This window comes from Arthrobacter sp. MA-N2 (genome assembly GCF_000517125.1).
In the GTDB taxonomy this organism is placed as follows: Bacteria; Actinomycetota; Actinomycetes; order Actinomycetales; family Micrococcaceae; genus Arthrobacter; species Arthrobacter methylotrophus.
Genome location: NZ_KI912155.1, coordinates 3,017,339 through 3,030,855 on the forward strand (window position 1 = coordinate 3,017,339; position 13,517 = coordinate 3,030,855).

Consider the following 13,517-nt stretch of genomic DNA (forward strand, 5'->3'; position numbering starts at 1 on the left):
CGCCCTGTGCGACGGCAAGTGCGTTTCGGAGCTCGCCGAACATGACGACTGGTCCCTCGTTCCCGACGATCTGGTGCGCTCGTGGCAGGAGGCTGTAGATAGGATTTTCCCGACGGCCGTCTTTGCCGACGCAGAGCACCGGCCCCCGACTACCTGAATACGGGTGGCCTGGTAGTTCCTGATCGGCCCGTCAAGGTTTGAACACCGAGCCGTCAGGCAGCTGTTCCGTGCCAAGACGACCCTGCGCGCACCCGTTGTCTCGCTCAGTGAACGGCGGATTCAGGCGGCTATTGCAACAGGAGTCCTTCGATCAATTCGATCGGTTTCCTGAACTCTAGTCTTTTGCGTGGCCGGTCGTTGAGTTCCTGTGCGACCCAGTCGAGGTCTTCGGCGCTGTAGATGCTCAGGTCCGTGCCTTTCGGGAAGTACTGGCGCCGGACGTAGTCTGAAACGGGTCATCTGTCCGGGGACGTTTAACAATCCTGCGGCACGCGGCGTAACGGGTAAAACCCGCTTGAAGGTGCTCTATGGTTCTGCCGCGGCAAATGAACTGTATTAGGAGAGTGCCTCGCGCAAGCCAATTGGTCAACGGCTTGTTGACCAATTGCGCTGTCTCGCGCAGTTCATCGGCGAATAGGGGTGGGACTGTTCTCGCCGATGACGATGACAGTAATGCGGGAATCAGGTCTTGGCCAGCCCCAAAATTCGAGGATAGGCTGATCCCTGTGGCCGCTCCGGAGCGACAACACCGTTGTATGCCGACCATAAGAGTCATGTGGACTCGGACCGGGGGCGAGACTGGGTTTCATGGCGAATGACGTCGAAAGCTCCAGCCAGTCGTGCCTTAACCAGCTCGAAGGCCGTCCCCCAATCGTGAATCATGTCCGGCAGGCCTAACTGGCGTTGGGCCCTAATTGCTGCCGCTCTGGTCTCGTGCCTTGAGTGTGCATGGCTCACTCGAATCTTTCTCACGGATCTGATCACTTGAAGAGCACGTTCCACCCTGTCGAAACCGTCGGCGTCGAGGTTGGCCGTCAACCAGCAATCCAGATAATTCAGGCTTCCTTTCGCCGCGTCGCCACCAAACCTTGCCTTCAGGACTTCTTCCGAGCATTCGGGCAGTTGGAACCCATCGATGAGGTTCCAGATCCCGTTCAAATGGGACTCGAATTCGGCTGCGCTGTTGGCCGTAGCGGCCAGAGACGCTGCCGACTGAAGATCAGGTGCCGCTATCAATCGCCGTCCAAACGCGGGATCCGCAGCAAAAACGTAGGCCAGGTAGTCCAGCGTTTGAACCAGAGGGAGTGGGGAGTCGTGCCACCTCGGAAGTTCGGCCGCCAATGATCGAGCGACGACGAGGTCAAGGTAGTCCGATGCGTCAGCGACCGTCAGAAGGTCCTTGAGGCTTGCGCCATAAAGAGACGCCGTCGCTTGACCGCCGCTCCAATACGCGTTCACGCGAACGAACTCTCTGGACAAGAGCTCGCTGATCAGCCGGCCGGATACCACGAACGACTTCTCACGAGTTGCCTTCGAGAACCAGGACAGATATTCCGCAAGGTTTACCTGGGAATTGGTGACGACGTGGGGTTGGGGTTCCTGCTGGTCCTCGTACTCGGCGAGGCTCCGCATGACGCCCACGAGCACGTTTGCGGTATCGGCGCTCACCCGATTGGTTTTACCGAGCTGGGCCAGACCAGCAATGCTCAGTCCTACAGGGTCGGTCGCCGTGGGTTCCTGGATGGCCTGGTTCTGATACCACAGCAGTGAGTATGCCGCTGTTGGCTGTGCGTCGGGCGGCCGAGGGATTGAAGGAAGTGACTCGAGGACATCTTTAGCCTCTGGCCCGTTCGGATACTGGCGACTGAACGTTTTCTCTACATAGAACCAGAACGGCCATCCAAGGTCATTCACATCCGCTGATGATCGGACGAAGTACTCCCATAGGATCTGCAAGAGGGCCTGCTCCTCGGGGGATAAGGCGCGCATCAGCGGATTGTCAGGCGAAACATCGCCATCTGGCACATTTCCTTGGATATGGTTGGTCACCGCACCATTATCAGTCTGTTCCATGGATGATTTGATATTTACGAAGGGCACCGTAGACGCGCTGCCGTGGGGTTTGGCCTCGTTTGAATGGAATGGGCTATGCCGCTGCCCCTTCTGTGTTCACTGAGGAACCTCCGGACGTTTAGGTACATGGCCACGAACTACCAGATCTAGGAGCAGGAGACATGGCCTACGGCTGCCCGGAGGTCATCAGCGGACGCTCAGGGGCTCGATCTTCAGGCACTCTCCGGGCCAGACCAGGACGGCGTTGCCCGCTGCGGATCCGTCCATGTTCAGGACGTCGACGCGGGACTCGGACCCATCCTCGTGATGCAGTGCCTCGATTCGCCTCACATGCCAGTGGCCGCTGAACACGTTTGCCGGCCGTATATGGTCAACCGCTCGTTGCAGGAGATCCCGGCTCAGCTGAGCTCTGGCGATGGTGCCCTCGGGCAGCTCGAGTTCGCTCTTGAGGTGCACGGCTGCCGGTGCGTCGTGGGTCAGGAGGATGTCCAGGGGCCCGGCGGCGACGAGCCGTTCTACATCTTCGGCTTCGACCTCTTCAATGCCGGGCCACCAGCTGACACCGGCTTTCCGCCACTTGTAGTCGATGGAGAACGCCCCTCCGAGTCCTCCGATTCGGAGTCCCTGAACGGTGGTCCGACCGGCCCTGGGAAGGTACTTTATTCTGTCCCGCACCCGGGCGAGCCCGTCGGCGTCAACGTCGAGTTGCCTTAACTCGCGGTGGTTGTCATGGTTGCCGTCAATGAAGACCAGGTCCATGCCGAATCCACCCAGGTACTTGTCCAGCTTCGCATCGAATCGACCCTTGTCCCGGCCCGGCCACAAAACACCCAGGTCGCCAACCTGCAGAATCGTCCGGGCCCCCGCCGTGCGTGCGCACCGGATCAGCATTCGCGCCCATTGGAGATTCCCATGCAGGTCTCCCGCGATCACGATCGGCGCAGCAGCATCATCCATAGGAACACATTAGTAGTCCCGGGGACCCCTCCATGCTTGAGATAGGTAGGAGTCGTTCAAGGCACCGGAGCCCGGCGCCTCCTCAAACCTCGTATGTTGAGAAGCTCGTTCCGCCGTTCGAGCGGGGACCCTCAGGCACTGAACTGATGCTACGACTAGGCTTAGTTCTGGTTGGCGCCCAGCTTGGCATTTCGGCCTGGTGGTCGAAGCCCGGAGGATTGGATTTGGCGCACTTCAGGTTCTGCGAGGTCCTGACTAGGTCGTGTCCTACGACGGCATTCGTGGGCTGTTGCGGGCCTTCAACCCGCACCCTTAACCGTCCTTGAGCGCCAAGCTGAACTCGGCACCGGCCTTCGTCTTTGTCCACCAGCCCGGACTTCAAGGCGAGGAACTCTTCCGTGAGAACGAGCAGGGGCAGATCATACTGGCCGTAGGCATCGCCTAACTGATTCCGATTTCGGAGCCCTCAGGAGGGCGCACCTGCCGGTCCTGAGGCCCGGACGGCCGGGCAACCTTCCGACCGTAAATTGACGGACGATCCCTGAATCCACCCGCCGGCAACCTGTTTGGCTGCCTTCTCGCGGCCGGTCACGACCCAAGGCTGCTGCGCACTGCTGACCTAGAATCAGGCCATGGCAGAAATCATGGAACTGACGGGTACTGACACCGGGACTTTCGCGTTCCGTACATCGACAGGATCCCTCTACCGGCTTGCGCTCGGCGATTCCCGTACCTTGACGCGTCTGCCAGCGGATCAGGACCCAACCGAAAGTTACAAAGCGATTGGAGTGTCGGCCCTTCGGATGGACACCGAGGTGATCCCGCTGGTGGGAATCGGGACACTAAAAGTCGGCGAGAGGGCGATACTCTGGCTCGACATCGTCGGAGACAGGCTCACCGTCACAGCGCGCGACACCAGCGAAGTCCTGAGCATCAGCCGCCTCGAAGAGAACTAGCAGGGGTAGACGAAATCTATGCCGACAGTCCGAGCGGCCATGTGATCCCAATCGGTGGAGTGGATCATTGCAGCTGCACGCAGCTGACCGTCATGCATCGCAATGGAGCCGTGTAGGGGCGGGCAAGAACGGCGGCGGAGGTCAGGACGCTGCCCCGTCCCAAAAGGGTCAGCAGCTTGCTGACCAATTGGCGGTTGCTGGCATCTCTCTGGTCAAGGCCCTCCGTCCCACATCGGGATGTGGACATGAATAGCACGTCAGCCACCGGCTCTAACCAACTTCCGCCCTGAACGTGTGGACGGTTGCCTCCGCGGAGCACCGTGGTCCCCGTTCAAGCAACCATTCCGGCGCCGAGGTAGCCCTAGATCTGATTGACGGTCCCAGACGTTTATCCGAAGTACTCGATAGGCAGCGGCAAATTACGGATCGACTGGACCTCAGTGTATTGTCGCGTCCGACATCGATCAGGATCTTCACGCCGCCGGGAAGGTTCGGCTGGTGCCGACCCGCGGCCTCGGGGTCGAAAACGCACCACGCTTCTCCAACACCTTGGCTAGGACGCCGTTCCAGGCCTGTCAAGCATTCGGTCTTCGAGCCAGTCGAAAGGTCCTGCTTCAAAACGTTGAGCGAGTCGATTGACGAATGCGGTCTCTCTCGCGTGGATCTGCTCGGCCGTTAGTGGATCCCATGCGAAAGGGTCGCCACCCAGCGACCAAACTGGAGTGGGATCTAGCAGTCTGTCGTAGCTCAGTATGACGCGGAATGGTGTGGCACCTTTGCCCCTGTTTTCTAGTTCGACGAATTCTTGGGGCGCCGCTTGGATTCCGTACTCACACGCTACGACCGCGGACCACGGCGAATCTAGGACCCTGGCAAGATGCTCGAGTTTGGAAATTTCTTTAGGGACAATACCGGAGAATGAGCGTTTCACCTCGATGGGAATGAAGGCCGCGTCCCTGAACAAGAGCAAAACATCGGCTTCCCCTTGGGTGCGGGTGTCGCCCTTGTGATGAATATTCATCCCGGGATGCATTCCAACTAGATCGCTTCCGGTAAAGCGGGAAAAGATTGCGTTGAAGAACCTCAACGTCAGTAGATGACCCATGGCATCCTGCTCATAGACCCGGCGCAGACGTTCCGAGATCCGGTAGGTAAAGTTAATGTGTGGGCTTTCGCCAAATGGTGCATCCATGACTTCTGTGCAGCCACGGCAGACGATGGGTGGCGAGAAGGCTGCCACTGGGATCCACTGTTTGGCGCTGCATAGAGAGCACTGTAGCTGGAACCCTTTGACAATCAGCCCTGCGCGCTCGGCCCAGAGCAGCCAGTACTTGGCTGCTTTGACACTGTTGCCAAGTGCATGCTGGAAGTCGGAGAATGCCTTTTCCGGGAGTTGATCGGTGGTCGGGCCGACAACCTCGGCGGGCGCTACTTCGCGGTTCCATTCCCTCGCTTGCTTCTTTAGCCATCCGAAGCCGCTTCTTGCGGCCATTTCCTCTAGCAGGTGAAGGAGGGGAGCATGTGCAAGGTTTGAAATTTCCCACATATCGGCAAGGGTGGCCAAGGCTACTCTTGCCGCCCGTCCGGGTTCGGATTCCGAGATCTCGAGGTTTCGACTGCTCGCGACGGCGCGCGCGATAAGCATGCGGGTTGGCCATACGACTTCGATGGGTTCTGACCTTCGGGAGCCGACGGACATCGAGACTGAGCCCGAGTAGAAGTGGCAGTTTGGTCCGTCAATCCTGATGTCTTTCCCATTCGGAAATGGACTCGATACCACCTTCAAATCTACTTGCATGCTTGTATGACGGGCGAAGTGGACGTCTTCAAGTACCTCACGTTTGCTATCGGCCGGCAACGGAACGAAGGTGGCCTTTCCATCGGCCCACACGATGACGTCCTGCCGGCTCCACCCGGCAGGACCGCCTAGCTTTAGCAAGTCGCTGTAGTCGACAACATGAAATAGTTGATCTTCTTGCTCGCCCAATAGTTCTGGCAATTCTGTTGAGCTAATGCTTGCGCTGGTCACATAGACGTGTTCGGCTGCGATTCCATATTGTGAAAATCTTTTGTGGCCGGTCAGCCCCTGGATGAGGTCAGGTCTCATCTCGGCCAGTGGGATTCCGATTGGTAACGGTCGATAGTCGCCATGAGCAGACCGGAGATTCCACAGGAGGGCGAGGTCGTCGACGTTGCCTGGTGAGCATATGACGACAATGTTGGGCCCGGCGCTCTTTTGGGCGAAATGCGGCTCTGGCAAGACACCAGATTCCGCTTGCATGCCGTAGCTGCCGTTTTGTGCGTATTCCAGGTGGATCATCGATAACTGGCGCGGGGACATTGAGGTGTCATCGACCATTCGTTCCAGTAGGTCCTCAAGCGAGCCTGTCGCCTCCGTCCTGTTGAGATTTACGAAGTCTTCGAACCTCAGGTCCTCTTTCATCTGCCCATGGCGAAGCACGTGGCGGTCAGGTTTATCGGGGAGAAGGCCAAGGCAGGCGGCATAGATACCTTTCCAAGGGTCATCGTCGGCTAGTTGAACTACTTCGAGCCCTCGATAGTCCTGCTGTCTGCCGTAGGGCAGAAGAGCAACGGCAAGCTGTCGACCAAATCCGTCCATTTCTGCGCCGTGGTCTCTTGTTGAAACCTGAACGCCGGTTTCAACAATGTTGTAGAGCCCATGGACATCCATTCCTTTGACCTGCTCGATAGCACTCCCTGGGAGGATGCTCAAGTATGGGCGTGAAATTGTGCCGGATTCCGATACGGGCACGAAGGGCGTGTTCGCACCGCCCCAGAGCTGGCATTCGAACTTTATCGCTCGCTCCAATGCGTCCGCTGTGGGCACTGGCACTGCTGTGCGCTCGGGCCGAACTGTGATCCGAGCGGCATGCGGACCGTCAAGAGTTTCGCCATCCAGCAAATACTTCATCTCGTCCTTCGTTCGCATCCAATCCCGCCCAAAAACCAACCACGATTCGACTCGACGGAGGCTGGCAATCATTTCCAAACACCACCATAGCCGGGCCTCGCGACTGGGCGGGCACGGGGCCATCGTGCCTGTTGTTTCGTATGCAGCCGGGCGAATGACACTACTTCGTAGCGGTCGTGGCTGAGAGCAAAATATCCAGTGTCGTGTCACAGCCGCATCTTTGTCCGGAACAACTCCTGGCCGGACAAATCAATCGCTTGCCGTTGCCTAGGTCTCCCTCTGAGTTCCGTACGTTTTTTGCGGCCACTGGCATCAGCGACGAATTTACGAACTGGTGCGGCCTAACGGGCACAACCCGGGTGGATGTGCTCAAACATGGAGAACTCTCGGTTGGGGAATGGCGTGGTTGTCTGGCCCGGTGAACCGCCGCTTCGCACCGAACCGCTCGAAATCCGCGGAACCTAGGCTAGGCTCTGCTCCTAGCAGGTGGCATGACTAGGCGCTGGCCGGCTACCGCATTGATGGTGGGATCCCGTCCGTCGCGCCGGCAGTTCAGACCCAGTGGCGCACGTAAAACGCCTTGGCGGCCCACGGGCGCAAAGCGCCGTACAAAGCCGCCTGAACGTCGCTTGTACGGTGCAGAAGTTCGTAGAACGTATTGCTGGCGCTAGCGCTGAATTGACCGCCGTACAGGCTGACTGCGGTTGCCAATTGGTTTTGGGTGTATCCGAGGGCTGTTGCCGCCCCGTCCCACACGCACGTGATCACCCTGACGGCGTCTTCTACGTCCTTCCGCGCGAGAGCTTCCTTGGGCCGCTCGTGCGCCTCTTCTGCTTTTTTGTAGGCGTGTATGTTCTCCGTCGTGTCGGCGAGGTGGTAGGCGGAGAGTCGGGCACGGAGCGCCTTGAGCGACTGTTGGCCAGGTATGGGCTCTGCAGTCAACGTCGGGAGAAGAGACTCGAACCTGAGTAGGAGCTCGATCATCCCTCCGAGCAACCTGAAGGCACCCGTCCGTAATGAGGCCGCCGACGATTTCGCACTAACCAGATCAGGTTCGTCGTCCCACCCATACCCTTGGTCACCAAGCCCGACGCTGACCCGGTCTTTGAGGTCTTGGAATAGCTGGTTCCTGAATGTCCAATCTTCATACAGGTAATCCACGAGCGTGAAATACTGCTGGATGTCTGCCCAGGAGCCCGGAACGGGGAATGCAGAGTGCCGTCCGGCCGTATAGTCCAGCAGTGACCACGCGGATTGCCGATTCAACCCCCGGAATTCGTCTTCGTGAGCAAGTGTTCGAGACCGCAATCGCTGAGAAATCCAGGGTGCCAAGGCATGCGCAAACATGCGTAGTCGGATGTCGGTGGCAGCTGACTGAATAGTCACAGTCGTTGGGATGCTCTTTATCCGGTCCTCGTAGGGTGCTATCAATGCAAGCCCATGCAGTGACGATAGTGCGTCTTCAACAAGCTGCGCGGCGCCATCGTTGCTAATTCTTACGACAAAAACGGGGAGGGTGGCGTTCTTCCAGTATTCCTCGTGTTGCGCGATTTGAACTGAGCGCGCCTGATTATCGGTAAAGTGTTTGTCAGTCCCCTTGGACTGAAATCCAGCCACAAAAGCGGTCGCGGCACCCCGCTTATCCCCGTCTTCCCTCGTCAGTCTCGCGAAACCGACGAGATCAATTCCTGAGTCCAACTCCTGCGGCCACGGAAAGTGGTAAACCTCCATAGCGCGCAGCGCCCCTTCGAGGAGGGCCAATGCCTCTGCCGCCGACTTCATATTCCCGGGAGTTCCAGGGAGACTACCTACCATCCCCATAGCCTATATAGCCCAGCTCGCCGTTGGAGAACCGCATTGGCAGGACTATTCGTTTCTTGGCACCCCTCGGTTAGCAGGACCAGCGACGGTCCGCCGTCTGGTAGCTCCCGAACGTCTTCCGCACGCGCCTGCCGGGAAGATGCCAGCTCAGTTTCAAGCCTGCCAACCAGGTTTCGCAATTCTGTCACCTTCCTCGATAAGCCGATATTTTCGGCTAGCAGGGATCGTTGGTGATGCGCAGCTCTGCGTGGACCTCGGGATCGATCGTGGAGATGTTAGCAAGCTGGGTCCCAGCCAGAGTTGCCGCTGCCTCTCCAACCTCTGCACATGGGTGTCTTTGTCAGCAAGTTGCTATCTTTGTCGCTCGATTCTGGCGAGGAGCGTCAGACGATCCGCTTGGTATCGCTTTCCGGAGTGCTTCAACGACCCCGCCACCGTTTCGTCCGTTGTCAAGACACTGCGGGAAGCGCTGGGACCGGATTCAGTAGAAATCACCCCACCGGGGATGGGCAGCGAGGACGTTGGACATCTGGGAGCGTCGATTGGAGTGCCATCCGTGATCTGGTGGTTCGGCGGGATGCCAGCCGAGGTCTTCAGCGGTCCCGGCCCCATCCCGCTCAACCACTCGCCATTCTTTGCCCCGATCTGGAAGGCACTTTGGCCACCGGTGTCTCCTCCGCAGTCGCGGTGCTCATGTCCCGACTGGGCAACGCATCCATGCTGGACCCAATGGGCCCAGGACAGTTCCCCAGACTGCGACGGCTCCGTCGGCATTCGAGGCCTGTAACAGGTCGTAGTTGCACTGGCCGAGAGTGAGCATTGCAACGGCCCCGGCAATGATTCCCTGGGATGCGTCCTTCATCTGGTCATACATCCATCCGAAGGCCGCGTACGGCCCGCCAATCCCGACTTCAAGCAACGGTTTGTCCCAACTTCCGTCGGCATAGCGGTAGGAGGAGAGTTCTATGCCCAGCTTCCGCATGCGCTAGGGACGCGATGACTGCAGTGTTGCCGGTCCCAATGAGAAGAGCTGGTGGTGGTGCAGCAATCGCGTCCGGCACAATTGAGGAGTCAGTCGAGACTATTGTGGGGAGCAGCCGACCGAGATGGAGCCCATTAGCACTGGAACGGTAATGCTGGCGCTGGCAAAACTTGGCGCTGGACCCGCGTCGGGCCAGCTCAGAAACCTGCTTAAAAAGCGCCTTCTTCGGCGTCGTGTCGCAGGTGCTGCAGCCAAGGCCGCGAAGGGACACGGAATCCTTGTCACGAAGCAGGCATTGCGACAGTGGCTCGGCCGTCATGATGTCCGGGAGCAGCTCGCCGTCGGGAACACCACATCAGTCGACTCGGCCATTAACAACCTGGCTTGGCTCATCTCTGGTGAGTTTGCGGAGAACCGGGAAAAACGCGCCCTCGAATTGCTTGACCTGCTTTTGATGGAGTATCAACGAGTACAGTCTCCGCAAACAGCGACGGTCCTCGGTACCTCGTGGACAGACGGCCGAATCACTGCTGAGGGCCAGCAAACACGCGAGATGTTGCTGGATCGCACGAAGACGATCCTTGAGGTAGTCAAGGGACCGGAGGTGTTTGCCGAAGATCTGACGAAGCTGCATCCATGGCGACGAGCTGCCGCCACGGATTTGGCCGAGGTTTGGGGACCCTTTCCCGACTTCGTCCACGCGCTGGTCACCCACGACTCGCGCGGTACAGTTTTGCGTGATTGGGCGCGAAACCCTCCGGCGCCTTTCGAGGCCGCCCCCGCTGCAGTATGGTGCTGGTTTGGAGTTGTGGCCGCTGATTATGGGGAGCGCACGGCGGCCAACGACTTCATCATGAAAGGCATCGCCCTCGGCATGACCGACGCCGGCTACTGGTGGGCCCGCGCTGCCCTGAACGCCGGCGACCTTGGAGAAGATTCCCGAGACCGCGTGCGCGAGCTTGTCGCGCGCTCAGAGCCGCAGCACCCCATCGCCGCTGCATGGCTTGCGTTTATCGAGAACAGACATGCCGAAGGTGCAGCGGTACTCGCTGGGTGGCAGGCCGAAGACTCCAACGACAAAGCCATCAAAGCCATAATCTTGAGCGCTTCCGCAGCAGCACAGGGCGATCTTAACAGGGCCATTGCTATCACTCTCGAGGCATCTGAGGCTGATCCAGAGTCGAGCGGAACAATGCTGCGTGCGGCTGAAGCGCTTCTCTCCCGAGGGCAATACGGGGAGAGCGACAATCCCTTGGCCGACTTCGCGCGCGCCCGCACGCTTGCAATCAAAGCCCGAGACTCTCGACGGTCCTGGCTCGGCGACAGTGTGGCACCAATACTCGTGGCCCTCAAGGCCTCCGTCTTGAGCACCGACACCGACCGAGCATGGCGTTTGACACAGGCGGCTCCTCACGGTGAGGCAACAGACGATGAACTAAAGGACCCACGACTTCGACGCGAGACTGCCATGCTCGCTGCCACCATGGCCAATTTCGATTTAGCCAAGCGACTAGCGGCCGAGATGGATGACGCCTACACCTCGGCGACCATCAACGCTTGGGAGGCTCTGCACGGTGGAGACGAACAGACAGCCGTCACGGAGTGGTTGAAAGCTTGGGACGCCGCGGATAATGACCTCGCACGACTGGAAGCTGCAACCGCTCTTGCCCCACTCGGAGGACCAATGCCGAGTATGGCCGACCTGGCGGAGCGCCATCCGCAAGCCGTACAGGAGTTGCTATCCATCCACGAGGTGATGTCCGACACCGATACCGACACAAAACTCACTATTTTGAGGGCCCGTGCACACGAGTCCGAGCAGTTAACAGTCCAGCTGGCCAAGCATCTTGTCGACGCAGGCCAGCACGACGAGGCGGCGGCGGCGCTCGAGACCGGAGCCCATCGATGGAACCGTCCCCTACTGATGAGCATGGCGGCCGACCGCTATCTGCACGCCGGACAATACAGCAAAGCCGTTCAGGCCAGCGAGTCTGCAGTGACGTTGGGCGGCCCCGGCTGGGCCGGCGAGCTGGAAGCGCTTATGGTGCGTTTCGATGCACTCGAGGCACAAGGTTCAACCGCAGCGTCGCTTCACGTGGTCCGACGCGTGATCGCCATCGCGCCGGAGAACCTCAACGTTCGGTGGATTCTCATTCACAGTCTTTTGCGAAGTGGGGCTACTGACCGCGCATGGGCAGCACTCAACTACAAAGGCGAGCCTGTCAGACCCCGGAATGTTCAGGACGCACGGATATGGATCTCGCTCGCTTCGACTCACGACACAAGCCCCCTCTTCGTCAGTCGAGCATTGGCAGTCATGCGCCGCTGGAAGGAAGACCCCGACCTGGTTGGTGCCTTCCTCTCGGAGATCTACCTCGGCTTGACCCGCAACCAGATTCAGGCACGACAGGCCGACATCAATGCGCTCCACGCAGCAACGGCGGACTACACCAATGAATACCCGGACAGCACCAACTTCCGGGCGATCCAGATCGGCACAGACGGCAACCCTTTGGCCGAATTGGACGACATACTGAAGCGCCGCAGTCAGGAAAGCACTGTTGTCGACCTACGTGTCAAAGTTTCACGCGGCGAACTGCCCCTCGGCATGGCTGCCTACGTTAGTGGAAGAAGCTACGCCGAAATGGCAGTTAGACGCGATGCCGGGCGCGTCTACAGCCATGTTCCCGGATGGTCTCCAGCCGCAACTGAAGCCGTTGGCGAAACCCTCGGCAGATCTGTCGCGCTCGAGACCACGGCAGCCGTGACCCTTGCCCTGCTCGACCCCGCTATCGCCAACCAGCTGGTCGGCGTGTTCTCGTCTACCCAGTGCACGGACCACTCATTCCGGGACGCACTTGCCGGGCAGCAGAGCCTTGAGCTTCGATCGACGCTGTCGGTCGTCTGGAGTGTCTCTGAACAGAAAACCGTCCCTATCGGAATTACCGAGGAGGAGGCTGAACGGCTCGCCCACCATGCCGGCAGGACCGTCGGGATTCTTACCGGCACCAACCGTCGTGGTTGGGCAGTCCTTAAGCGTTTTGGAGACTTTACACCGAACGATGCCTGGCTAAGCACCCTCGACTTCGCGATCGAGACCAAGACGGCGTTTTGGAGCGATGACTACCTCCTTCGATCCATGGCTGCGCAAGAGGGACTACCAACGTTCGGCACCGTCGATTTGTTGAGAGAGCTCGTGCGCCTCGACCGGCTTCCGTCTGAACTAGCCCGGGTCGCGGAGTCAGTGCTCGTCGCGAATTACCACGTTGACCTGGGATTTGAACCCGCGGTGATGCGCCTAGCGGCGGAACTTGAGGGCTGGGAGCCGCGGGGCGCGGCGGCATCGCTGACGAGGCCGTTCACTTGGGAGGATCCGCCGATTGTAATGGAGTTCTTGCAAGAGGCGCTCTCCAAGAACGCCGGCGGCTCCCCACTGGCCGCACAAGAATGGGTCAAATGCACAGCGATCGGGCTAATCAGGATCACGGCGGGCGACACACAAGGTGCCTCAGTAAATCTCCGATTGCTCCTCGGGCAACTCATGAGTCAGGCTTGGACACGACCTGATATGATCCCGTACTTGCTAGCTGGAATCCGTCAAGCCAACGTCGAAGAACCAGAAGCAGAAGATCCCCTAGCCCCCATTCTCGTCGCGATGCACTCGAAACTCCTGAAAGATCACGGGCCAGGTGCCGCCAAACAACTCCTATTGATGTGGGTTGAGCACCTCGAAGACGATGATCGCAGGCTCGCTGCAAGAATTATTCTGACCAATCCGACCTAGATCCAGGCGAGA

At 59.2% G+C, this 13,517-nt stretch carries 8 protein-coding genes and 1 pseudogene; 3 read left to right on the forward strand and 6 right to left on the reverse strand.

Annotated features, from left to right (window positions below):
- Window positions 1–287: 287 nt before the first annotated feature.
- From A3M3_RS28985 to A3M3_RS27035, 3 genes and pseudogenes are all read right to left on the reverse strand, one after another.
- Window positions 288–434: pseudogene (locus A3M3_RS28985) on the reverse strand (IS30 family transposase); the annotation flags it as partial.
- Window positions 435–771: 337 nt separating this feature from the next.
- Window positions 772–2,073, reverse strand: a complete 1,302-nt coding sequence (locus A3M3_RS0114820) for a hypothetical protein (protein ID WP_155854385.1) — start codon at window positions 2,071–2,073, stop codon at window positions 772–774.
- Between the two features lie 186 nt (window positions 2,074–2,259).
- Window positions 2,260–3,030, reverse strand: coding sequence for a metallophosphoesterase family protein (locus A3M3_RS27035; protein ID WP_028266979.1), 771 nt, complete (start codon window positions 3,028–3,030; stop codon window positions 2,260–2,262).
- A 322-nt stretch (window positions 3,031–3,352) separates the two neighbouring features.
- Here A3M3_RS27035 and A3M3_RS29295 point away from each other — a divergent pair, with 322 nt between their 5' ends.
- Window positions 3,353–3,475: a hypothetical protein gene (locus A3M3_RS29295; RefSeq protein WP_269317307.1), complete on the forward strand. Its 123-nt coding sequence runs from the start codon at window positions 3,353–3,355 to the stop codon at window positions 3,473–3,475.
- A gap of 187 nt (window positions 3,476–3,662) precedes the next feature.
- Window positions 3,663–3,986 (forward strand): hypothetical protein, encoded by a 324-nt coding sequence (locus A3M3_RS25340; protein WP_035741837.1) that lies wholly within the window; start codon window positions 3,663–3,665, stop codon window positions 3,984–3,986.
- A 553-nt stretch (window positions 3,987–4,539) separates the two neighbouring features.
- Here A3M3_RS25340 and A3M3_RS28570 read toward each other — a convergent pair.
- From A3M3_RS28570 to A3M3_RS28990, 3 genes are all read right to left on the reverse strand, one after another.
- The gene (locus A3M3_RS28570; RefSeq protein WP_028266980.1) at window positions 4,540–6,990 is read right to left on the reverse strand and encodes a hypothetical protein; all 2,451 of its coding nucleotides are present in this window, start codon (window positions 6,988–6,990) and stop codon (window positions 4,540–4,542) included.
- 480 nt (window positions 6,991–7,470) lie between these two features.
- Window positions 7,471–8,700 carry a DUF4365 domain-containing protein gene (locus tag A3M3_RS0114845; RefSeq protein ID WP_028266981.1) on the reverse strand — a complete coding sequence of 410 codons (1,230 nt, stop codon included), beginning with the start codon at window positions 8,698–8,700 and terminating at the stop codon, window positions 7,471–7,473.
- 730 nt (window positions 8,701–9,430) lie between these two features.
- Window positions 9,431–9,721: a hypothetical protein gene (locus tag A3M3_RS28990; protein WP_028266982.1), complete on the reverse strand. Its 291-nt coding sequence runs from the start codon at window positions 9,719–9,721 to the stop codon at window positions 9,431–9,433.
- A gap of 124 nt (window positions 9,722–9,845) precedes the next feature.
- Here A3M3_RS28990 and A3M3_RS0114855 point away from each other — a divergent pair, with 124 nt between their 5' ends.
- A complete protein-coding gene (locus A3M3_RS0114855) occupies window positions 9,846–13,505 on the forward strand; it encodes a tetratricopeptide repeat protein (RefSeq protein WP_155854387.1) in 3,660 nt (1,219 codons plus the stop codon).
- Window positions 13,506–13,517: the final 12 nt, after the last annotated feature.